Origin of the sequence: Paenibacillus sp. OV219 (assembly GCF_900110075.1) — a bacterium.
Lineage (GTDB): Bacteria > Bacillota > Bacilli > Paenibacillales > Paenibacillaceae > Paenibacillus_Z.
The window spans coordinates 232233-255696 of the sequence record NZ_FOCJ01000005.1; the positions used below are offsets into that span (position 1 = coordinate 232233).

The following is a 23464-nucleotide window of genomic DNA, read 5'->3' on the forward strand; positions in this document are numbered from 1 at the left end:
CTGTGATTCGTTACATTTCAAAAACAGGTTATAATCGCCAAATAGCGCGTCTGGAATTCGTTAGGTTGTCGTTGCAGCGAACGCCGAAGCAGCCGGTCGCTAGGCCGGCTGCTTCGGAGGTGCTTATTCTTCAAGCAGATTGGAAGAAAGGTGCGTTGCTCATGTAGATCTCATCAATTTTCTCATATAGCGGTCCATTTCGTTCCGTGCGTTCTTGCAGCTCTAGCCATTCGGGATCATCTAGAAATGCCTGAAAGTTCTTCTGTCGCGCTGCTAAATCCTTATGCTCAAACACATAATAGAACTGATTCTTTGACTCATCTATATGGAGCCAGAAGTTCGTCACCTTCAGTTGATGCTTCTCGAACAGCTTCAGCGTATGGTCACGGAAACGATCCAGCAATTCGTTCATCCGACCAGGAACGACATGGTAAATTCGCAGTTCATATAGCATAGCAACTTTCCTCCTCCACCTACTCGATTGTTACCACTGTCCCGCGTTTTGTCCGCCATCGACATGCAGCACTTCACCTGTGACGAACGGCGCTGATTCCAGATAAAGAATAGCATCTACGATATCCTTCGTTTCGCCCATTTTGCCCATAGGATGCAGCTTTGCAAGGAAATCATGCGTTTCGACAGCATGCATCGGAGTCTTAATGACGCCAGGGGCGACTGCATTCACTCGAACGCCTCGGTCAGCAAACTCAATTGCTTGTGACTTCGTCATGGTGCTTACGCCGCCTTTGGTTAATGCCGCAAGTACAGCAGGTACAGATTTGATCGGCTGATCAGCAGCCCCGCTTGCAGTAATATTGATAATATGCCCGGTACCTGCTTTCAGCATTTCTCTCGCAGTCAGCTGCGTCAGATAGAACAAACCAACAACATTAGTGGATAGCGCAGAAGCGAATTCTCCCTCAGTGATTTCCGTGAAATTCAATCGCGACAGCTTTGCCAATGCCACTGCTTCCACCTGTGATAACGACGACTTTATTTTGAAATTTCATGATTATATCCCCCATTATTATTTTACCTATTAATAGATAGACAATGCTTATCGAAAGATTACGCTACCGTTACTGGTTGTGCTGCACGAATATGTTTGATGTAATCTGCCGTGCTCTGTGCGAGCCGTTCATCAGTGAGATTAGACACATCGCTTACTGCAAAGTGTGGTAAATACTCACCACTGATAAAGCGCGTAGTCGCTTCAACTGGCCGCAATAGCTCAGCTAACGTGGATCGGCTAGATCCTGATGGCTGGTACGATGCTTCCGAGCCGTAGGTCGAGATTGCCGCGCCGAATTCTTTGCCTGCTGTCTTCGATCCATTCGGACCGTACGCCCAGCCGTATTGAAGCACGGAATCAAACCATTTCTTCAGAAGCATAGGTGAGCTGTACCAGTAGAGCGGATATTGGAAAATAATACGGTCATGCGCTTCAATCAACGCCTGCTCCTTGGCAACATCAATGTTTTCATCGGGGTAAGCTTCATACAGCTCATGAACCGTAATATCGTTATGCTTGCGCAGTTCCTCCAACCAAGCGGAATTGACACGGGAAGCCTCAAGGTTCGGATGCGTTACGATGACTAATGTATTCATGTTAGATTGCTCCATTCTTATGATTTATTTGTTTGCAAAAAAGGCGACGTCTTGCATAAAGAAGCTCTCCTGTTTCAGTACCAGTGGACCATTCTGTTCCGTTACTCGTCTAAGCTCAATCCATACCGGATCGTTCCGGAATCGTTCATAGTTCTCGTTCCGCAGCGTAAGGCTGTCATGCTCCACAATATAATAAAGTCGGTTCTTCTCTTCCTCGAGATCGGCCCAGAATTGAGTGATTCTCATTCCGTGCTTCGCGAATAAGGCAATGACATGATTGTCGAACCGCTCTTGAATAGCTTTCATTTTGCCAGGATTTACATCATAAACTCGCAGCTCGTATATCACTTTCCCACCTCCTTTTAAGGTGAATTTGAATCATTCGCACACTTCAATAACTACCTACTAAAAGGTAGATTTATTTCGTAAAAATATCCGCCCTCACACTTTCAAAGCGGATATTAAGCCTTTTGCAATCATTTCGAAACGGCCTGGATCGCGGAATCCTCGGGCAAGCAATTGGCCTCCTTGCAGCGAAGCAAGAAACTGATGGGCCTGCGCCTGCGCTTCCCCTTCGAATTGCAGGTGACCTGCTTGTCGCCCTTCTTCAAGAGCACGCTCGAGATAGCTTAAGTTAGCGTTGAAGAAGACAGCCAGCCCTTCTCTAACTTTCTCCGATAAAGTGGCGAGGTCCGATGAAAGCATAACGCTTAGGCAAGTACAGTTATCTTGCACCGGTGCGCTAAAGATGCGTGTAAACTCATAGAGCCTCTCCAAATGATTCGTTGTGTCCGCGTCGATTTGGGCGCTTGCAGCATGAAATCCCTTGAGATATCGAGCAATTAACGCTTCTCCCAGATCCTCCTTATTCGGGAAGTAATAATGGATGCTCGCGGTACGAATACCCACTTTCTCAGCGATGTGCTTGTAGCTGAATCCGTTAAATCCGACTTCCTGAACGATTGCTTGAGCTGTATCCAAGATCAACTCAGATGTGTTTTTTGTTTTCGTCATGATGTTATTCTACCTTTTAGTAGATAGTATGTCAACTCATATTAAGCCATTCGGTGAAGCTAATACTTGGGAATATTTCCATGCGGCAAGGAGATCTCATGGTGATACCAGCAGTTGAAAAGATTACGGGAACTCAGCTCGGCTTGATATTGTTCACTTTTGTCGTCTCCACAATTAACTTAACTGTGCCCGCCAAATGGTGATGTTCGCCAAGCAGGATGCTTGGTTGTTCGTGCTGCCAGCCGCTATAACCGAAATCATAAGGCAGCTAGCTCCTTGGTTACGGGATGTCTAGGCTGTGAACGGATCATTCTTTTGCTCAACCGTTTCATGTCTACCTCCGCACTTCAACTTGCATCGACTGATACGTCATTTTCCCCTTGGGCAAAAGAACTTATTCTGTGCGAAACAACAAAAAAGCCCACGGAAACCGCGGACTTTACTCGAATATCGTTCCATCCTGTGCAAGCGTCATGCAGCTTGAACGGCAGCGTATTTACGGTACAACCATGCGCTTACGATGGAGAACAGTGCAATAACTGTTAAACCCCAAATGATATTATCGAAGGCGCGAACCTGCGACAGCGATTGCTGCCATACAAGTGCGCTGCCCGAAAGTGCAACACCGAACGCACCGCTGAAGAATTGTAGCAGCTGGAACAGACCCATTCCAGAACCGATTCGCTCCTTCGGAAGCATACGCGATAGCTCATTCGATACGGCACTGCTTATTGCTGTGAAGCTGACGCTGATCAGGATATAGACGACAGCTACCTCGAAGTAAGAATACGTTGCGGTCAGCGCCATCAATATAATCGAGCCAAGCAGCATGAACGGCGCGATTCGGATCAGTCCTCTATTGCAGCAAGTCGATCCGATTGGTCTAGGCGACTTCGTGCGGAGATAAAGATTGATCTTAACATTGTTCAGACCCGTATTAACCAATAAACATATAAGGAAAGGGAGAAAGGTTTATGAGCAGCAAGATCAGCGATAAATTTACCGTTTCTCCTATTCATCTGTTTTTTTTAATGTACGTATGTATCGTAGACGTAAATTTTCTGAACTTTCAACGCAAAGTTGTAAGGGAGGCTGGCCAAGATGCTTGGGTCGCTGCCATTATTGTCTGGCTATGTTCGCATATTTTAGTGTGGATGATGTTCAAGATCCTATCCAATCAGAATCCCAAACGCGCCGATTTCGTTTCCATCAATCTTACCTATTTCGGTAAATTCATTGGCGCATGCATCAATCATTTGATTATTCTGTATTTCGTACTAGGAGCGCTTGTTGCTTATCGAAGTTACCTGGAGTCGATATTAGTGCTCCTATTTCCAACGATGAATTTATGGCCAATCAGTATCGTGTTTCTCGTGCTTTTTTACTACGCGGTCTCAGGCGGATTTCAAACCGTTGCAGGAATATGTTTCTGGGCGTTCCTTGTTGTGATCATTATTTTCCCGCCACTTCTTCTCTCTGCAATACCTAATCTGCATCCACAAAACATATTGCCTTTCTTCAACCATACACCGATGCAAATCCTGAAGTCATCTCATCAGTTTGCGTTTAGCTTCTTGGGAGCAGAGGTGTTACTTGGGATTTATCCATACATTCAGACGCAAGCGAAAGCGCAAAAATGGGCTCATATTGCGATAGCTACTTCTGGATTGTTTTTTTTAGTAGCATTGATTATGTCTCTGATGTACTTCCCCCAATCTCAACTCTTTCGCATCATGTGGCCGACGTTGAAGGGGATCGGAATCATTGAATTACCGCTGTTGCAAAGAGTTGAATACCTTGTGCTATCGATATGGGTGATCAAAACGCTAGCAAGCGTCTCCGTCGGTTTATGGATTGCTTGTCATAGTTTGAAAACGTCCTGGAGGACAAAACCAAGTAACAACTTAATCATGATACTTATCCTTTTTGTTCTATTTCAGTTGTTTATCAATGACCCAGAGAAGTTAACAATTGTGAAAATGATTCATGCGAATGTTGGCTTTTATTTTGCCTATATCTACATTCCGATTATGTTTGTCATTACCATGGTTAGTAAAAAGTTTAGTAAGGGGCTGCACCACCGAAGTTGACACCTTTCTCGATAAAGTGGCATTTTTAGAGATACAAATAATAAGCAGCTATTGCCCTGAAGTACCAAGACGATAGCTGCTTTTTTAAATGGCTTAACACCTGACATATTTACGCTTAAATCCAATTCTGCCTCGTTCAATTTCCTTCTGGATATTCGTGCCCGCGTTAATCAGCTTGCTTGGTCCCTTGCCCTTGTTCACTTCGACTGAACCTACCGCATCTGCAGTCGCTACCGCTTTCTCATGCAATGGTAAATACGATACGGCGACCGTGTAAATAAAGTAATTCATCGCATATTTTGCTCGTTCCGGTGCATCATGAATCGTCTGCGCGACTTGATCCAGCATCCCGGCAAGCTTGCTTTCGTCGAACTCACTGTCCTTCCGGTTCCCAAGCAGCCAGCAATAACAGCTCCACCCTGCCGACATCTTCAGCTCATCGCCGCTTGCAATCCATTGATCAGCAACTTCCTGCGCGATGTCCGTCTCAGCGAGCGTAACAGCCACCACATTATCTGAAAGCATATAGAAGTAAGCCCCAGCGATCCATCGTTCGAAGTCCGCCGCAGTCATCGCCTTCGGATCTGCAATTACACCTGCAAAATACATCGCATCATAGTTGCCCGTGTCATACAGCTGATCAGCCAAGTGCTGATCCTTCTTAATCTTCTTGGCAATCGGCTTCATTTCACCCGTCGCTACGCCAAACACCGGTTCTGTCGCACCATTTGATAGATACATTTTTTTCAATCGTTCCTTACCGAGCGCTTCAAGCTCCTGCATCACTGTTTCTGCTTGCATGGATTCAATCGTCCTCTCTACCTAGATTTCATATCTGCTTTCACATGTTTGAGCTGTGCAACAATGATGACACTAATGATGACCAGCAGAAACCATGAGCTGATCTTGCTTACATGAACCACATGCCACGCATGGTGCTGATTCGGATATTTCCAAGCACCTAAGAACGTCGCGATATTCTCCGCCAGCCAAATAAAGAAACCGACGATGAAGAAAGCAGCCGTGAGCGGCATCCGATACGTCTTGGACCGCACTCTGTAGATAATCCACGTTCGCCAGAAGACAATGACGACAAGTCCCGTCAGCCACCACCGCAAGTCAACGATATAATGATTGGTAAAAAAGTTCAGATAGATGCTTCCACCCACGAGTCCCGCAGGAATCAGCCCCGGCCAACCAGTCATATCCATCCTTAGTCTACGCCAGATTTGACACATAAAGCTAGCCACACTTGCATACATAAATCCGCTGTATAACGGTACATGGAAAAGCTTCGTGAACGCAGGCTCCGGATAGGACCACGACCCAACGCTAACTTTGTAGATTTCCAGCAGCAAGCCAATCCCATGGAAGACACAGATGACTTTGATTTCATCGCGTGTTTCGAGTCCACTGAAGTACATGAGTGCCTGCACGCCTATGAGAATGAGAAGAATGGCATCATACCGGTGGATGAAGGGCAATTCGATAACGCTTGACATTGCAAGCGTACCGAAGATCGCAACTGGAAATATACAGCTCATCGCCTGGTTATAGCCGAAGATTAGCAGCTGTATGATTGGCGCCATCGACCACTTCACGTTCAATCCGTAACCTCCATTCTAGGACCTTCCTTTCCCCTAGCATACAAGAAACAACAGAACAATAAAGAGAAATTTGGATTGCAAGGATTTCGTATTTACACGCACAGAGGGATCAAGAACGCAATAAGCCTTAGTCCAGCACTCCTGCTTAGGTCGTACATGCGACTGCAATCCTGATCCAGCACTAGCTAAATAATACCGGATCTATCCATGTCCGCAGCCCCTCCACCCAGATGAGAATCTTGGAGATGCCTATTCCGATCGCGATGATACCTAGTGCGAATCACCTGATTATGGCAAATTGCCTTTTCTTCCGTACAACTTCATGTAATATGGTCTATACCGATCCTGCCATGAAAGGAAGATTCAACTTTGAAACCGAATTCGACAAATGCTAAATATGGTCCTAGAGCGATGCGAACCAGGAAGAAGCGGATCGCTTCAATTCTGCAAGTCTCTGTAGGGCTGCTGCTTATGAGTGTTGTATTGTATAGTATCTATGCAACTCAATCACACTTCGAGAAGAAACCGCTGGCTTCGAATCCAAGCGGCACAACGGCAACAGAAGCTGATGCTAAGAGCGAGAAGCCGATTGACATCCGGGTAGGTACGACGACGAAGAAACCGGTGAAGCCATCTCAGGTGAAGGGCGGTCAGAGTGTATCTACCTCTACCAGCGCGACTAGCACATCAATTACATCTGGCTCATCAACGGCTTCCTCATCCGTTTCGAAGCCGACAACAACCGTTAAAGACGCAAGACCTGTAAGCACGGCTTCAGCGCAAGCACCGGCATCGTCGTCATCCGATTATCCCAAGAAGTATGTGATCCAGAAAGGCGATACGCTGTCGAAGATTGCGGTTAAGTTCTACCATTCCAAACAGCAAGTAAACCGTATCGCAGAAGCAAACCATATTCTATTTATCAATGATATGGTCGAAGGTGAGACGATTACCATCCCTGCACCTTCTGGGTCCGCTGGCTCATCGACTGGGAAACAACGAGATTTGGATTACTCGAAAGTCACACTTCCCGCAACCTATCTCGTGCAATCTGGTGACACGCTATACCATATAGCGAAGCAGTTCTATCGTTCGGACGATTACATGGAAATGATTGCGAAGCATAATAAGTTGGACGTGAACGAAGGATTGAAGGCTGGAACGTCACTCCTCATTCCTGCTTTGCCGAAGCATAAAGTGAAAACAGGCGAGACACTAACCAGCATTGCCAGACTTTATTACGGCGACAGCAAATACGCAAACGCACTTGCTAGCTATAATCAGCTGGAAGATCACGATATTGTCAGAATCGGCGATGATCTTTCACTACCTCAGCTCGATACGCAATAAAATGATACAGCCCCGCGGCTCGCGTCTGTTAGAAGACTGCGAACCGCGGGGCTGTATTTGAACTTTAGGCGATTCGCCAATCTATTCTCTGCTTGCCCGGATTGCCTGCTCAAGATCATAGATGATGTCATCTATCGCCTCAGTACCGACGGACAACCGGATGAGACCCGGTGTAACGCCAGTCGCTTGCTGCTCTTCCTGGGAAAGCTGCTGGTGCGTCGTGCTGGCAGGGTGGATAATAAGTGATTTGGAATCGCCAACGTTTGCCAGATGCGAGAAAAGCTTAACGGAGTTAATGACCTTCTTGCCTGCCTCTACGCCGCCTTTAATCTCGAACGTAAGAATCGCACCTTGCCCTTTCGGCAAGTACTGCTTCGCAAGCTCATACGATGGATGGCTCTCAAGTCCAGCGTAGCTAACCCACTCGACAGCTTCATGCTGCTCTAGATATTCCGCTACCTTCTGCGCATTGGAGGAATGGCGTTCCATCCGAAGATGAAGCGTCTCGAGGCCTTGCAGCAGCAAGAAGGAGTTAAATGGCGAGAGCGCCGCGCCCATGTCACGCAGCAGCTGTACACGTGCCTTAATAATATAAGCAATCGGCCCGACCGCTTCCGAAAAAACGACACCGTGGTAGCTCGGGTCCGGTGTTGTCAGACCTGGGAACTTGCCGCTGGCAGCCCAGTCAAACTTGCCGCTGTCGACAATGACGCCGCCGATGGACGTGCCATGCCCGCCGATAAATTTAGTAGCAGAATGAACGACAATATCTGCGCCATGTTCAATCGGTTTAAGCAAATAAGGGCTTGGGAACGTATTATCGACGATCAGCGGAATCCCATTCTCATGGGCAATCCCCGAGACAGCCTCAATATCGAGCACATCGCCTTTCGGGTTTCCGATTGTCTCGGCGAAGATCGCTTTCGTCTTATCCGTAATCGCCGCACGGAAATTCTCCGGGTTGCTTGGATCGACGAAGCGCACCGTAATGCCTAGTTTCTTGAGTGTATACGAGAATAGATTATAAGTACCGCCATATAGGCTCGTTGCAGATACAATCTCATCGCCTGCTTCGGCAATGTTCAAGATCGAATATGTAATCGCTGCTTGTCCGGACGCGACGCCGAGAGCGCCAATTCCACCTTCGAGTGCTGTAATCCGCTGCTCGAAAACGTCAGTCGTCGGATTCATGATGCGTGTATAAATATTGCCAAACTCTTTCAAACCGAATAAGTTAGCTGCATGCTCTGTGTCTCTGAAGCCATATGATGTCGTTTGGTAAATGGGAACTGCTCGCGCGTATGTCGATGCATCCAACTGCTGCCCGCCATGCACGGCAAGCGTCTCTTCCAGAAAACGTCTTTCCTCTGAAAATTGATTCGCCATTGACGTTCATCCTCCAAAGTTCAAGTTTTGTCATACTGTCATACTCTTCCAATATAACATAGTCGTCTTCGGCGGTATAATAGATTCGTTCTATTCAGGAGGCGCTTAGCCTCCTATCTTCGCAACAATCTTCCCCTGTACATGCCGCTCTGACAGCAGCTTCAGCCCTTGTGGAATCTCTTCTAACGAAATTACCTTATTCACAACTGGGTCGATCTTCTTCTCCGCGATTAATTGAAGGAATTCGGCTGCCATTGCTGCGAGCTCCTCTTCGGCTTTCCGTCCGGAGCCATAGGCTCCGCCTAGCATCAGCTTATGAAGCGTGAATGTCTTCGTCGAAGGCTGAAAGTCTGCTACAGTCTCAGGAGCGCCAGCGATACAAGCGAGCTGACCGCCGAAAGATAGTGTGGACAGATCCTTCTGCGAGGTGGCACGATTAACGGAGCTTAGGATCAGGTCGACACCTTCATTTGCTGTAATCTCCATCACTCTCGCGTGTACATCCTCTTGGTTATAATCCAGCACATAATCTGCGCCAAGGCCGCGCACATAGTCGGCATTGATCGGCGAAGCAGTTGCGATGATCGTTGAAGCGCCGAGCAGCTTAGCCAATTGAATCGCATATCCGCCTACTCCGCCTGCTCCTGCATGTATCAGGATGGATTGTCCCCGCTGCATGTGCATTTTGCGAACGAGAATTTGATACGCGGTCAAACCAGCGCATGGGAATGCTGCGGCATCGACGAATGAGACGCCATCAGGTATCGCCACTGCTGTATGCGCTACGGTCGTGCTGTACTCCGCGAAGCCTCCTGGCTTTGAGAAATCTCCATGGTAAACGACACGGTCGCCAACTTGCCACTGTGTTACGCCTTCTCCTACGGCATCAACGATTCCCGCGACATCAACACCACTTACGTGAGGATACTGCCAATTCGGATGGCCGTTCATCGCCACCTTGTAATCAACCGGATTCAGTCCGGCAGCTTGTACGCGCACTCGAATTTCCCCGGCCTTCACAGCAGGAACAGGTATTTCAGACAGTACGAATTGTTCGGGCTTTCCTGGCTCGTTTAATACGATTGCTTTCATTCGTTCCATAGTTTGCTCCCTCTCTCAGGTCTTCAGCTATTCTAGCTTCCCTTATCCAATTGATTCTGCGCGGAGGTCGAAGGCTCCTGCTGAGGTTTCTGTTTAGCTATACCAATAATCCATAGGAGCAACGGAATTACAACCCCTATGACCATGATATAGGGCGGGAATACAATGGAGTCCCAGAAGTGCATATAGATGACATCGGGATAGACGATGAGAGAGAACACAATCATTATCATCGCACATGGCAGCGTAAGCACCCGATACTGCTTGATGCCGACAATTTCAGCTAAGCTAGTCACGCTGGCATAGTAGTAAAAAGTCGTTTTGACATAGGTGGTTATGAACCATAAACCTGCCAGTATCGCCTCAACCCGCTGAAGAAAGTTTCCGATGTTGATTTTTTTGACAAGGGCATAACTGGGGTACATACTTCTCTCCGTTATATTCGGGCCAAGAATTAAGATACAGAGCAGCGTGATCAGTATGACACAGACACCGCCAAGCAGTCCGGTGATATACATGCCGATCCTCGCCTTCTCTGGAGCCTGTACTTTCGGGAGCACCGAAAACAGAAATACGATGGGCATGTATGCTGTCCCGGCAAATGATAGGCCCGCTGAGAATAACGGCTTCCAGCCAGCTTCAAACAGAGGCAGCACATTGGCTGATTTGGCCGTCGGAACAAGCGTAATCACCAGCAGAACAAACAGCATGAGAAACCATGGAAGCATTAGCTCCGTGGCCCGAGCTATTGTTTCCAGTCCGAGACGCGCCCCCATCACGACAACAAAAGCAAAGAGTATGATCGTACACCAGAGCGGTGTGTGCGGAACGAACTGCGTTTGAAAGAAATTGCCAACATAGAACAGAACGGTACTTGCACCAATAAACCCGTAGCCCGTATAGATAACACCGAGCACCGTGCCTGCCCATTTGCCTAATGCGCTGCGGCAAATACCGACGAACGTCTGGCCAGGATAGGCCACCCAGAGTGCCAAGTATAGAGCGAGAATTACTGCGCCGATCAGAACGCCACATATCGCTCCGATCCATGCATCCTGCTTCGCGGTTGCAGCAAGCCCGGCTGGGACGACCAATACTGTTGTCCCGATCGTATAAAGAAAAGTGAGTACCATGAGCTGGAGCCCATTGATTTTCCCGTTCTCAGACATCCTTCTCATCACTCCTTTTACTTCGCCGGCGGAAGGGTGTTATGGAGCCAGTATCCGATCGGCTTAAATAGTATCGCAATCAGTTCAAGCGGGGTCGGACGTGGGAGCTTTAAGGCATAGCCAATACAAAGGGCGGTGCCAAGTACAAGAAGAATCCAAAATACAACCTGCTCTTTCTTATGCCCTTTGATTGAAGGCCATTCAATCGCAGCGCATAAGCCCGATACAAGGATGATTCCCACAAGCGTCCACATGATCAAGCTACTCCTCCTGTTCCATAAACGAATTCGTAATCGTTCCGGTTCGTTTAATCTTCACCTGCACATGGAGGTCAATGACAGCATCCTCAAAATGCTCGTCCCAGTCCTTCTGCACCTGTTTCCATGCCTGCGGATTGCTGCGGTGTATGGCATTGCCGAACCCGAAGTAATCCGATTTGAATTTCTTCTGCCCTGCATTCAGTGAACTGCGGAGTATTCGTGTTAGCGTCTCTTTAGCCCGTCTCTCAAGCTCCTGAATCGTACTAATCTTCGTTAAATCGATACGGCATTCCACTTCACCAACCGATCCCTCAACGCGGAGATCAACTGCTAGACGAGGACGGCCTCCAACCATTTTGCCGCTCATCTTTGAATTGGCAAGAACAACCTCAAGCGCAACGTGACCTCCGCCCGGACAACTGATATGACCAACGGTGCTTTTCACGTTATTGGTAATGTAATTGTAGCCTTTGCTCTCCTCTTCACTCATCCAGCCAATTAATCGGTCATTACGAAATACACCAATACCGTCGCTCTCTAGCATCGCTCTCGGACGAATCTCTTTCAATATATTCGTGGACGATCCATCTCCGTCACCGTCAACGATACGAATGCCGCTAATGATCGGATTTTTCCCATTGCTTACGATGTCATTGACAAAATCATCGAGTGTAATCGAAACGACCGGCGCCCATGCTTTCTCGGAGGTTTCAATCGATCGAAACAGCATGTTAGCCGGAATTCTTTCAAGCGGCGATACTATGTTCAATGCTTTCTCTGCAGTCGCTCCTCTGGCTACCAGCAGATAGAAGTCTGTACGAAGCTCATAATCCCTTGAGAGCAGATCTAGGGCATTGCCGATGCCTTGTCTAGCCATAGCTTCACCTAATAAGAGTACACGAAGATGGGCGGCATATATTTTACGAGGACTGGTAGTTGTCATTTTACGAATCGCCTCGAATATTGTTGTTCCTTCTGCCTTATACATGACGACAGGCGCATCTAGACTGCCGCTGCCCTTCGCTGCGGCGACTTGACCTGGTTTGACAATTTGTGCAGTCACTATATAATTTTTGCCTACACGGTCAATCCCCATCGCGAGAGCGATGCCAAGCTCATTCATTTCTCGACGGTCCCAGCACCCTGTTATCGGCAGTATGAGCAGCAGCAAGATGAGTGCGGCCGCGATTCGTTTAAGCGCCATCACTTACCTTTCCTTCTCGCAGCTTTGCGCTGGCGTATTGGATTCAACTTGCTGAACATGCTGGGTCTTCGTGTCAACCCAGGATGGGGAACTCGCACCAAGACGTCCTTCTGATCTTGGACGGACAAGGGGCCGACCGGAGACATATACGGCACGCCGAATGAACGAAGGCTGCAAAGATGCAGCAGAAGCGCCAAAATGCCAATGAAAATGCCATACATGCCGAATGCGGCTGCAAGTCCCATGAACAAGAACCGTGTAATCCGCACCGCAATCGACATATCGAATTCAGGAATGACATAGCTCGAAATCGCTGTAATGGATACAACGATAATCATGCTCGCTGAGATAATCCCCGCCTCTACGGCAGCCTGTCCAATAACGAGCGTGCCGACAATGGAGACTGCTTGTCCAACGGCTCTGGGCATACGGATGCCGGCCTCTCTCAATATTTCGTAGGTCGCTTCCATGATGATCGCTTCAATGAATGCGGGGAACGGCACGCCTTCGCGCTGGGCAGCCAGGCTGATAAGCAGCTGTGTCGGCAGCATTTCTTGGTGAAACGTCGTGATCGCAATATAAAGTGCAGGTACCAATGCCGCGATAAACAAACCGAAATACCGGAGTATCCGTAGCAGAGAGCTGATATCGGCGCGCTGATAATAATCCTCCGCGGATTGCAGAAACTGTACAAACAGTGCCGGTACTAGAAGCACATGCGGGGTACCGTCAATAAGAATGGCGATGCGCCCTTCCAGTATTGCTGCAGCGACCACGTCCGGTCGTTCTGTATTTTGAACGGTCGGGTACAAGGTGTATGTCTCATCTTGAATAAATTCCTCGATATAACCGCTTTCCAGTATGGCATCGGTATTAATTTGGGAGAGACGCTGATTGACCTCTTGAAGAGCGGTTTCATCTACAATGCCTTTCACATACATGATTGACACATTGGTCTTTGTCACTTGTCCGATTTTCTGACTCTTCAGGATCACGCTCGGATTTTTGATAATGCGCCGGATAAGTGCAGTGTTGACATGGATATTTTCTGTAAAAGCTTCTTTTGGTCCTCGGATAACGGCCTGGTTCGTCGGTTCAGTTACTGCTCTCTGTTCCCAGTGAGTCATCGTAATGGTGAGTGACGAATCGCAGCCATCTACGAGAAGCAGCACGCTGCCATTGATAAGTGCATCAACCGCGAGTTCCCAATTGTCTTCCTTAGCCACCTGACTCGCGGTCAACACGGATTGGACCAGATATCGAAGCAGATGCTCTTGTTCGAGCTTGTTGCCATCAGGTGTCGTACCGGCTTTAAGCAGAGGTTCAATTATAAACTGTTGGATAGCTGTATCTTCAGCCAGCCCATCTATAAACAAAAGGGCCATGTCCCGCTGGACACCGCCCACCATTGGTTGAAGCTCTCGGACGATGAGGTCGTCGCTATCCCCTAATCGTTGCTTCAATGCCACGATATTGGTATGAAGGCCGGTATCAATGCTCGGGTTATGATTCATCTGCATACACCATCCTGCCCTTCATCAAGTAATAACAATTATTTCCTTGACACTGGGCATTTAAACCAAAATGTGGCGGGCTGCTAGAAAACCAACTAAATTCAATCCGGACGGCTCGCGATTCCAGCTAAGAAGCTAAGCATAAATTGCACCGCAAGGCGCGAGGTTACATTACGTACATCTACAGTCGGATCAATACAGACGAAGTCAATCCCCCTTACTTGCGGCAGTGCTCCCAGAAGATAAAGTGCATCAAGCGCGTCCCACGGATTCAACCCGCCGGTTCCAATCGCAGGGCAGCCTGGGGCGTAAGCTTGGTCGATGACATCGACGTCAAAGCTTACATAGATCGCATCTGTCCCGTCACCAACGGCAGCAATCGCTTGAGCGAGTATAGCGTCCATACCGCTAATCCTCACATCTCGCGAGGTAAATACATGTACGCCTTTGCTGAGCACATAGTCATGATAAGGCTTTGAATTCATAAAACCGCGAATGCCAATCTGCGCGATGTTGTTCCCTAAGGCAGCGCCAGATTCTAGAATGCCGCGAAATGGTGTCCCATTCGTAACACCGCCGTCCTCGAAATTTCGCACATCATGATGCGCGTCGAAGTGGATAATGCCCACCTTTTTACCGGGATATCGCGCGGAGAACGCTTTGACCGATGGGCGGCTGATCGAATGATCTCCTCCGATTACGATTGGCACTATCGATGGCTGCTTCTCATATAGCTTGGTTAGACATGTTTCGATACGACTATGGCATTCTCCGATATCTGTCACATGCATCTGAATATCACCAAGATCACGGACCGCCATATGCTGCAGATCAACGCCGTATTCCAACGAGTAAGTCGTGAAGGATTTGAATGCAGCCCGCACAGCCGCAGGCGTCATCGAAGCGCCGGAGAGCGAGATCGAAGACTTGGAGAGAGGGATGCCGATGATCCCTGCTATTAGCTGCTCTTGCCCATCCCATCGACGGATCCAATGCGAGAGCCTGGTCTCCAAATGGTCACGAAATGCTGCCTGATCAGGTGATTTCAGAAAAGGTATACCGCCACTGCCGCTATTGCTACTGCTCTCACTACTGCTCTCACTTCCGCTCATAGCCCTCACTCCCCCGATGCAAGCTGGCCATTCCAGACGGCTACTCTGCCTTTTTTGATGACACCAAACGTATGGTTGATGCCAAAATGATAGGGCAAATATGCTAGGCTCGGCGCATCAAGTATTGTTATATCCGCCTGCTTCCCGAGCTCTATCGAACCGATCTCGCTTGCTAGGCCAATTGCAGCTGCCGCGTTGATGGTGCAGGCGGTTAAGATTTCTTCAGGCGTCATTCTCAGGTTCAAGGATGCCAGCATCATAATGAGCTGTATCGACTCGGTTGGACAAGAGCCTGGATTGTAGTCTGTCGCGAGCGCCACGGGCAACCGGAACGTATCAATCATCTCGCGTGCCCGTGCATGCTGCTTCAGCCCCAAATTAAATGATGTTCCGGGCAGCAGTACTGGAACAACACCACCTGCAGCGAGCGAGCTCAAACCTTGGTCTGAAGCTGCAAGCAGATGCTCCGCAGATATGGCTCCGATCTCTCCGGCAAGCTCCGCTCCGCCGAGCGAAACAATTTCGTCTGCGTGGATTTTCGGAATAAGCCCATATCGCTTGCCTTCTTGCAGAATGCGCCTGGATTGCGGAATACTGAAGACACCTGCCTCGCAGAACACATCACAGAACTTCGCAAGCCCTTGACTTGCCACTTCCGGCAGCATCCTGCTCACGAGAAGCTCCACATATTCATCCGCTCTGCCTGTATACTCCGTTGGCACAGCATGCCCGCCCATGAATGTGGAGACGAGATCGACCGGATGCCGCGAGTTAAGCTGCTTGGCTACGCGCAATTGCTTGAGCTCATCTTCGAGCGACAGCCCGTACCCGCTCTTTGCTTCGATGGTCGTAACACCATTCAGCAGCATGATGTTGAGACTACCGCGCGCTTTCTCTAACAATTGCTGCTCGCTTGCTGCTCGGGTCGCTCGAACCGTACTCAGTATGCCGCCGCCCTGCGCCAAAATTTCCAAATACGGCACGCCCGATCGTTTGAGCGACAGCTCATTCTCCCGCGAACCTCCGTGGACAAGATGCGTGTGCGGATCGACGAATCCGGGCGCTACAAGCTTGCCCTTTGCACTAACCGTCTCCCCGATTTCAATACCTGTGAGCTGACTCCGTACATCACTCTCCGTTCCGAACAACGCAATCCGCTCACCTCGAATCGCTATGGCTGCATGTTCAATCTCATGAATCACACTCATCTCTGCACCGTAACGCGGAACAATGCCTGATGGCGGCGTGACCAGCAAGCCAATATCTGTAACAAGCAAGTCAATTCGCTCCATATTCGTACTCATAGCGCCACCTCCTATTCCCTCATCGGGATGCAGATACCGTGCTTCTGTGCTGTTTCGATCGCTTCGTCGTATCCTGCGTCCACATGGCGAATGACGCCCATGCCCGGGTCTGAGGTCAGTACTGCGCTTAGCCGCTCCGCCGCTTCATCGGACCCGTCTGCAACGACAACCATGCCTGCATGCAGCGAGTAACCCATCCCGACGCCGCCTCCATGGTGGACGGATACCCACGAGGCGCCCGCCGAGGTGTTGATGAGCGCATTCAGAATGGCCCAATCTCCGACCGTGTCGGAACCGTCCTTCATCGCTTCTGTCTCACGATTAGGGGAAGCGACCGAGCCGCAGTCGAGGTGATCGCGGCCAATGACAATCGGTGCTCGCAGCTCACCGCTGCGAACCATCTCATTCAGCGCGAGGCCGAACTTCTCTCGTTCGCCGTAGCCGAGCCAGCAGATACGGGCCGGCAGCCCCTGGAAGGCAACGCGCTCCCCTGCCATCTCGATCCATTTTCGAAGCCGATTATTGCCTGGGAAAAGCTGAACCACGAGCTCATCCGTCTTCCGAATATCTTCCGGATCACCAGACAATGCTACCCAGCGGAATGGCCCTTTCCCTTCGCAAAATAAAGGGCGGATATATGCAGGGACGAAGCCTGGGAAGTCGAACGCGCAAGTCACACCTTCGTCGTACGCAACCTGCCGAATGTTGTTGCCATAGTCGAACACGACAGATCCCATCTGCTGCAGATCGAGCATTGCTTGCACTTGGACTGCCATGCTTGCTTTGGCGAGTAACACGTACTGCTCTGGATCTCGTGAACGTAGCGTGGTCGCCTCCTCCAATGTCAAGCCCGCTGGCACGTACCCAATGAGCGGATCATGCGCCGAGGTCTGATCCGTTGTGAAATCCGGTTTAATTCCGCGCCGAACAAACACTGGATAAATCTCAGAGGCGTTGCCAAGCAGTCCAATTGAGAGCGCCTTCCCTGCGGCCACCGCATGGTTCGCTAACGTAAGTGCTTCGTCAAGCGTTTCTGCCAACACATCGCAATATCTCGTTTGTATTCGTCTCTCAATCCTCGCGCGATCAACTTCGACGGCGATGACAACGCCATCGTTCATCGTTACAGCTAATGGCTGTGCGCCGCCCATACCGCCAAGTCCAGCTGTCAGCGTGAGCGTACCGCGCAAAGTGCCGCCTGTATGCTGACGCGCCGCTTCAGCGAATGTCTCATAGGTCCCCTGCAAAATCCCCTGCGTACCGATGTAGATCCAGCTGCCTGCTGTCATCTGCCCATACATCATCAGACCTTTCTGCTCGAGCGCTCGGAAGTTTTCCCATGTTGCCCATTTCGGCACGAGCACGGAGTTCGACAGCAGTACACGCGGCGCGCGTTCATGTGTCTTGAAGACGCCGACCGGCTTGCCAGACTGAATAAGCAGCGTTTCATTGCTCTCCAGGCGCTGAAGCTCACGCACTATGGCGTCGTATGAAGGCCAGTTCCGCGCTGCCTTGCCGATCCCGCCATACACAACAAGCTCCTCCGGACGCTCAGCAACTTCAGGATCAAGATTGTTCATGAGCATTCGCATGGCGGCTTCCTGTACCCATCCTTTGCAAGACAGTTCTGTGCCGCGCGGGGCACGAATGATGCGCTTTGGCTCAATCGGTTGATTCTCATTCATGGAAGAGAACCTCCTTCACAGTTAATACAATGGACCAGACACCGCTTCAACACATTTCAGCCATTCACCAGCTAACAGGTTGGTCGCCGTTCGCTCAATATCCGCTGAAGTCGAGCGATCCTCTTCGACTCTCGGAACGATAGCCCGCAAGCGGTCATATAACACCTTTGTTGCAGGAGCTAATCCACTCGCACCGACGAATTCAGCCGCTTCTGCCGCGCAGATGAGCTCGATCGCCAATACTTTTGCCACATTGCTAATCACCAGCTCTGCATGCCTTGAAGCAGTCGTACCCATCGACACATGATCCTCCTGGCCCGCAGACGACGGAATCGAGTCGACACTGGCTGGATGCGCCAGCACCTTATTCTCTGAGACGAGTGACGCACTGACGTACTGCAAGATCATGAGGCCCGATCCGAGACCGGGATTATGGCTGAGAAATGCCGGCAATCCTCCCGACAACGCCGGATTCACTAGCCGCTCTGTCCGACGCTCCGATATATTCGCAAGCTCGCTCATGCCAATCTTCATGAAGTCCATGGCAAAAGCGATCGGTTGACCGTGAAAATTGCCGCCTGAAACGACGTGCCCCTTCTCTGGAAAAAGGAGCGGATTATCCGTTGCCGCATTAATCTCAACCAGAAGCTTATCGAGCGTGTAACCGAGCACTTGCCGTGTAGCGCCATGCACTTGCGGTAAGCAGCGCAGGGAGTAGGCATCCTGCACCCGGAGCTCGCCTTGGCGGGTTGTGTGAGCGCTCCCTTGAAGGAGCGTTCGCAAGTTGCGCGCAACACCAATCTGCTCGGGATATGGGCGTACTAACTGCACATCCTCGGCGAAAGCTTCCGGTATGCCATGCAGGGTTTCCAGCGTCATCGAAGCGATCACATCCGCGATTCTCGCCAGCCGCAGCGCTTTCACATAAGCAAGTGTGCCAATCGAGGTCATAATCTGAGTCCCGTTAATAAGCGCGAGCCCTTCTTTGGCTTGCAGCGTAATCGGTCCAAGTCCTGCTCTCGCTAGAGCCTGTGCACCTTGAAGCCTCTTACCTTGATAATACGCCTCGCCCTCGCCAATCAGCACGAGGACAAGATGCGAGAGCGGCGCCAAATCACCGCTAGCGCCTAATGATCCTTGTTCGGGTACGATCGGATGCACTCGCTTGTTGATACAATCAATCAATAGCTGAAGCGTTGCCATCGTGATACCTGAATTCCCTTTACTAAGTGCATTAGCGCGTAGCAGCATGAGCGCGCGTACCGCCGGTTCGTTCATCGGATTGCCGACAGCGCACGCATGGCTGCGAATCAAGTTCATCTGGAGCTGCGCTGCGTGCTGAGGTGAAATGACGACGTCACTGAATTTCCCGAAGCCTGTCGTCACCCCATATACCACTTGCCCCCCTGCAACCAGCTCTTCCACCATTTTCCGGCAGGCAGCTACACGCTTCCTTGCTTCGCTACTTAGGACAACCGGTCGATTAAGATACGAGACCTCCGCTATTATTTCAGGAGTGAGGCTTTCTCCGTCCAGTACGATTGGCTTCATGTCAACACTCCTCCCACGACCACGAATGGACGAGAACATGCAGTTCCTTTCTTGCTTTACCATAAGAAAGGGACCGTGCGGAAGTTGTTCGCTTCCACGCGGTCCCAGTTTATGAAGGGCAGTAATGCGATTGTCCAGTATCGTGCTTTACGCCAATACATCGCCATCACTCATTCCCTAATCTATTTTAGGTTTCAAGGTCATTGTTGCATGCTGTCCTTGACCAAGTCAATATCGTTTCGCCTATGAGAACTTGTCCTTTTTGAGAGAGCTTGTCCCTATTGTCCTACTTTAATCTCCAGTTTCGCAAATCACCTCACCAATTCTTTAACTGACCCATCAAGAGCGCCGATAATCACTTTCGACGCGAGATTGATAAACATACCATTCTCAACGACTCCAGGGATCATGTTTAACTCCGTATGCAGCTCCCTCGGCTGATCGATCTTTCCAAATTCACAATCAACAATATAATTGCCGTTATCCGTCACGAACGGCTCTTCGCCTTGCATTCTCAAACGAGGGATACACCCATAAGAGGCCAGCTTACGCAGCGTAAGCTCGTGTCCGAATTGTACGATCTCAATAGGCAGTGGAAATCGTCCCAATTGCTGTACGACCTTGCTCTCGTCGGCAATAATGATCAACTCTTTACTGGCTGATGCTATGATTTTCTCCCGCAGAAGCGCGCCGCCCCCGCCTTTGATCAAGTTCCACTCCCCATCGATCTCATCAGCGCCATCAATGGTAAGATCGATCTCATCGATCTCCGATAATCGGACTAACGTAATCCCCAGCTCCTCCGCCAGTAATTCCGACGGCGTTGAAGTTGCAACTGCCTTCATGCTGAGGCCGTTCTTCGTCATCTCCCCTAGCTTCTGGATCACCCAATAAGCTGTGGAGCCTGTACCTAATCCTACGATCATCCCGTCACGTACATATTCAGCCGCTTTCTCAGCTGCAGCTCGTTTTGCTTCGATTCTCGCGTCCATTGTAGTCTCCGATCATGTATATCTTACAGTTCGTCTTCTCTAAATTAAAGCCTATAGAACTCCGCTCGGATGAAAAACTGGAAACACGGGAAATATATCCCTGTGAGGTGACCGTGCTGTGCGTTTCGAAAGCTTGCGAAGCAACGAGGACTTCTTTACTCGGAAGTTCGAGAAGAGCAATTATGCCATCAGTCTATATTACTTCACCTCTGTCTGTAACGAGGACGATATTTTCAAAAAACTGATTTCCGCGTTCTATAACTCGGAATCTGCGGACGCGTACGAGCTGTATGTGAGATCGTTCCCTAGTTGGACCTTGATAACCAGTGATGCCGATGCGATCCAGAGTTTGCTCGACGGAAGCGTCGCGGTCATGCTGAATGAGAAGCTCTTCATGATCGAGATGAAGAACTTCATCGCTCGAGCTGTCGAAGTGTCGACCGAGGAGAACGTGTTGCAAGGGCCGAAGGATGGCCTTAGTGAAAATTTGGATACGTCTATTAATTTGATCCGCAACCGGTACAAGAGTCAGGCTCTACATGCGGAAAGCCACTATGCTGGCAACAAATCGAATACGAAGCTGATCATGATGTACGACGACCAGCTCGTTGAACCTAACGATCTTGCTTTGTTCAAGGAGAAGGTTGCGAAGGTCCAAGTGGATATTGTGCAATCCGCCGGACAGCTGCAGAAGTGCCTTATCCAAAACAAGCTGAACCTGTTTCCGCTCTTCCTGACGACTGAGCGTCCTGACCGTGTGGTGAAGAGCTTATCTGAGGGCAAAATCATCCTTCTATTGGAGGGGTCGTCGTGGGCATTAATTGGCCCGGTGACCTTTTTTGATTTCTTCAAATCGATGGATGACCCGGTCCAGATGCCGATCATCGGTCAATTTCTGGTGTCCATCCGCTATATCGCGCTCATGATTACGCTGGTGCTCCCAGCTTTATATATTTCGATCATCTCCTATTCCCCGGACTTGCTCAAAGTTCAGTTTGCACTGCTCGTTGCGGGAAGCAGAATGTCCGTACCGTTCCCCTCGTATATTGAGATCATGTTCATGCTCATCATGACGGAATTTCTGATTGAAGCGAGTATCCGTCTGCCGAAGACGATCAGCCCCACCGCAACGACGGTTGGCGGTCTAATCTTGGGACAAGCGGCTACGTCGGCTGGACTTGTCGCGGATGTGATGATCATCGTCATCTCCGCGGTTGCAATCTCTAACTTCGTAGTCCCTGTCAATGCCATGCACCAAGCAATCCGAATTATTCGTTACCCGCTCATTATTCTCGCCAGTTTCCTAGGCACGATCGGTGTTGTGGTCGGATTACTCGCGCTTGTCGCCTATTTATGCAGCCTGAAGAGCTTGGGCAAGCCATATATGAAGCTTCTATAACAACTTTAACTAACTCGGGTGATTGCCATGCTTCAAAGCCGCTACTACTACTTTCTTATGTATCTGAACTTTATCGTCAGCATGATCGAATTCACACCAACTCTCATTTATGCAGGCCGCTACAAGAGCAGCTTGATCAGTCTGCTTGCCGCTCTACTCTTAGCTGGCATAATGATCCTCGTGTTCGAGATGCAGCTGAATCGGTTCCAAGGTCAATCCATCTCGAAGATTATGAAAGGCGCAATAACGCCTATATTACAAAAGCTTCTGTTCGTCTGCTCCCTCATCCTATCCTACTGGATCGGATTCATCTACCTGATTTCTTTTGCACAGATTGCTCATAAATATATAAGTCCCGAGCTTTCAGCGGGCTCTCTGTTTATGGTATTTCTTCTGCTTGCCGGCTTCTCCTCGTTAATGGATTCGAAGAGCACGCTCTTCATGTTAGAAATTGTCGTTGTGTTCTCCATCCCAGTTCTCGCGATTCTCATCCTGGTCTTCACGCTCGACCCCAACATCCGAATCGACTTCATCCTAGAAGCAGCTACTTACATCCGCAGTTGGCCGAGCTATCCCATGCTTGCTGCCGGAGCGTTTCTGTTCAATGGCTATATGGCGCGCATCGTGTTTAATGAGCACCTTAAGCGAAGCAAGCCGAAGAAATGGCATCTTGTTGTTGTATCCATTGGGCTTCTGCTAATACTTGCTTACTATTTCATCCCCATCGGATATTTAGGACTTGGCGGGATCAAGGGCGATGATAATGTATGGTTCACGACGATGAACAGCATGAAGCTGCCGTATTTCTTCATTGAGCGATTTATCGTCGTCTTCCTCATGATGCAAATCGGTGTGTCCCTCATGTTCGTCATCATCTGCTGGCACTCGTCACTGCAATTTCTCAAATTCGCATTTCAGATGGACGGTGGAAAGCACCAATGGATCTCGTTCACACTATTGCTAGTCGTATCGTACATGCTATGGAAGTTTATAGATGCCGCTGCGATTCGGCACAGCATCAGCTTGTTTCTGAACATCAACTTGGCCTTCGACCTCGCCATGATCGGTGTTCTCGTATGGTGTGCACAGCGCGGAAAGGCAGCATTAGACGAATAGCA

General features: G+C 49.5%; 23 protein-coding genes. 4 read left to right on the top strand and 19 right to left on the bottom strand.

Annotated elements, in window-relative coordinates:
- Positions 1 to 130 precede the first annotated feature (130 nt).
- The 6 genes from BMY11_RS14870 to BMY11_RS14895 form a co-directional block, all read right to left on the bottom strand.
- Positions 131 to 454 (bottom strand): NIPSNAP family protein, encoded by a 324-nt coding sequence (locus BMY11_RS14870; RefSeq protein ID WP_090577419.1) that lies wholly within the window; start codon positions 452 to 454, stop codon positions 131 to 133.
- Positions 455 to 484: 30 nt separating this feature from the next.
- Entirely contained in the window at positions 485 to 976 is a 492-nt protein-coding gene (locus BMY11_RS14875) for an SDR family NAD(P)-dependent oxidoreductase (RefSeq protein WP_371262840.1), read from the bottom strand.
- A 92-nt stretch (positions 977 to 1068) separates the two neighbouring features.
- Positions 1069 to 1608: an NAD(P)H-dependent oxidoreductase gene (locus tag BMY11_RS14880; RefSeq protein ID WP_090577424.1), complete on the bottom strand. Its 540-nt coding sequence runs from the start codon at positions 1606 to 1608 to the stop codon at positions 1069 to 1071.
- A gap of 24 nt (positions 1609 to 1632) precedes the next feature.
- Complete coding sequence (locus BMY11_RS14885) at positions 1633 to 1956, bottom strand: NIPSNAP family protein (protein WP_090577427.1); 324 nt, start codon at positions 1954 to 1956, stop codon at positions 1633 to 1635.
- Positions 1957 to 2049: 93 nt separating this feature from the next.
- Positions 2050 to 2622, bottom strand: coding sequence for a TetR/AcrR family transcriptional regulator (locus BMY11_RS14890; protein ID WP_090577430.1), 573 nt, complete (start codon positions 2620 to 2622; stop codon positions 2050 to 2052).
- A gap of 471 nt (positions 2623 to 3093) precedes the next feature.
- Entirely contained in the window at positions 3094 to 3567 is a 474-nt protein-coding gene (locus BMY11_RS14895; RefSeq protein ID WP_143069277.1) for an MFS transporter, read from the bottom strand.
- 29 nt (positions 3568 to 3596) lie between these two features.
- Between BMY11_RS14895 and BMY11_RS14900 the strand changes: the two genes are divergently transcribed.
- Complete coding sequence (locus BMY11_RS14900) at positions 3597 to 4712, top strand: GerAB/ArcD/ProY family transporter (RefSeq protein WP_090577436.1); 1116 nt, start codon at positions 3597 to 3599, stop codon at positions 4710 to 4712.
- 93 nt (positions 4713 to 4805) lie between these two features.
- Here the strand turns inward: BMY11_RS14900 and BMY11_RS14905 are convergent, their stop codons facing one another.
- Entirely contained in the window at positions 4806 to 5513 is a 708-nt protein-coding gene (locus BMY11_RS14905; protein WP_090577439.1) for a DNA alkylation repair protein, read from the bottom strand.
- Between the two features lie 17 nt (positions 5514 to 5530).
- Positions 5531 to 6301 (bottom strand): DUF817 domain-containing protein, encoded by a 771-nt coding sequence (locus BMY11_RS14910; RefSeq protein WP_090577855.1) that lies wholly within the window; start codon positions 6299 to 6301, stop codon positions 5531 to 5533.
- Positions 6302 to 6688: 387 nt separating this feature from the next.
- Here BMY11_RS14910 and BMY11_RS14915 point away from each other — a divergent pair, with 387 nt between their 5' ends.
- Entirely contained in the window at positions 6689 to 7669 is a 981-nt protein-coding gene (locus BMY11_RS14915) for a LysM peptidoglycan-binding domain-containing protein (RefSeq protein WP_090577441.1), read from the top strand.
- Between the two features lie 81 nt (positions 7670 to 7750).
- Here BMY11_RS14915 and BMY11_RS14920 read toward each other — a convergent pair whose 3' ends face one another.
- From BMY11_RS14920 to rpiA, 11 genes are all read right to left on the bottom strand, one after another.
- Positions 7751 to 9055, bottom strand: a complete 1305-nt coding sequence (locus BMY11_RS14920; protein ID WP_090577444.1) for a homocysteine synthase — start codon at positions 9053 to 9055, stop codon at positions 7751 to 7753.
- Positions 9056 to 9160: 105 nt separating this feature from the next.
- Positions 9161 to 10156 (bottom strand): zinc-binding dehydrogenase, encoded by a 996-nt coding sequence (locus tag BMY11_RS14925; protein WP_256217499.1) that lies wholly within the window; start codon positions 10154 to 10156, stop codon positions 9161 to 9163.
- Between the two features lie 32 nt (positions 10157 to 10188).
- Entirely contained in the window at positions 10189 to 11325 is a 1137-nt protein-coding gene (locus tag BMY11_RS14930; protein WP_177182655.1) for a GerAB/ArcD/ProY family transporter, read from the bottom strand.
- Positions 11326 to 11342: 17 nt separating this feature from the next.
- Positions 11343 to 11579 (bottom strand): hypothetical protein, encoded by a 237-nt coding sequence (locus tag BMY11_RS14935; RefSeq protein WP_143069278.1) that lies wholly within the window; start codon positions 11577 to 11579, stop codon positions 11343 to 11345.
- 7 nt (positions 11580 to 11586) lie between these two features.
- The gene (locus BMY11_RS14940) at positions 11587 to 12789 is read right to left on the bottom strand and encodes a Ger(x)C family spore germination protein (protein WP_090577453.1); all 1203 of its coding nucleotides are present in this window, start codon (positions 12787 to 12789) and stop codon (positions 11587 to 11589) included.
- A complete protein-coding gene (locus tag BMY11_RS14945) occupies positions 12789 to 14303 on the bottom strand; it encodes a spore germination protein (RefSeq protein ID WP_090577456.1) in 1515 nt (504 codons plus the stop codon). Before BMY11_RS14945 ends, BMY11_RS14940 begins: the two co-directional genes overlap by 1 nt.
- A 101-nt stretch (positions 14304 to 14404) precedes the next feature.
- A complete protein-coding gene (gene hutG / locus BMY11_RS14950; RefSeq protein WP_090577459.1) occupies positions 14405 to 15415 on the bottom strand; it encodes a formimidoylglutamase in 1011 nt (336 codons plus the stop codon).
- Between the two features lie 5 nt (positions 15416 to 15420).
- Complete coding sequence (gene hutI, locus BMY11_RS14955) at positions 15421 to 16707, bottom strand: imidazolonepropionase (RefSeq protein ID WP_090577861.1); 1287 nt, start codon at positions 16705 to 16707, stop codon at positions 15421 to 15423.
- A 23-nt stretch (positions 16708 to 16730) separates the two neighbouring features.
- On the bottom strand, positions 16731 to 18404 hold the full coding sequence (gene hutU / locus BMY11_RS14960; RefSeq protein ID WP_090577462.1) for a urocanate hydratase: 1674 nt from the start codon (positions 18402 to 18404) through the stop codon (positions 16731 to 16733).
- A 21-nt stretch (positions 18405 to 18425) separates the two neighbouring features.
- A complete protein-coding gene (hutH, locus tag BMY11_RS14965) occupies positions 18426 to 19955 on the bottom strand; it encodes a histidine ammonia-lyase (RefSeq protein WP_090577465.1) in 1530 nt (509 codons plus the stop codon).
- 311 nt (positions 19956 to 20266) lie between these two features.
- On the bottom strand, positions 20267 to 20935 hold the full coding sequence (gene rpiA, locus BMY11_RS14970; RefSeq protein WP_143069285.1) for a ribose-5-phosphate isomerase RpiA: 669 nt from the start codon (positions 20933 to 20935) through the stop codon (positions 20267 to 20269).
- Between the two features lie 130 nt (positions 20936 to 21065).
- On the opposite strand from rpiA, the gene BMY11_RS14975 reads away from it, so the two are divergent.
- Positions 21066 to 22346 (top strand): spore germination protein, encoded by a 1281-nt coding sequence (locus tag BMY11_RS14975; RefSeq protein WP_090577471.1) that lies wholly within the window; start codon positions 21066 to 21068, stop codon positions 22344 to 22346.
- Positions 22347 to 22373: 27 nt separating this feature from the next.
- Entirely contained in the window at positions 22374 to 23462 is a 1089-nt protein-coding gene (locus tag BMY11_RS28890) for a hypothetical protein (RefSeq protein WP_177182656.1), read from the top strand.
- Positions 23463 to 23464 lie beyond the last annotated feature (2 nt).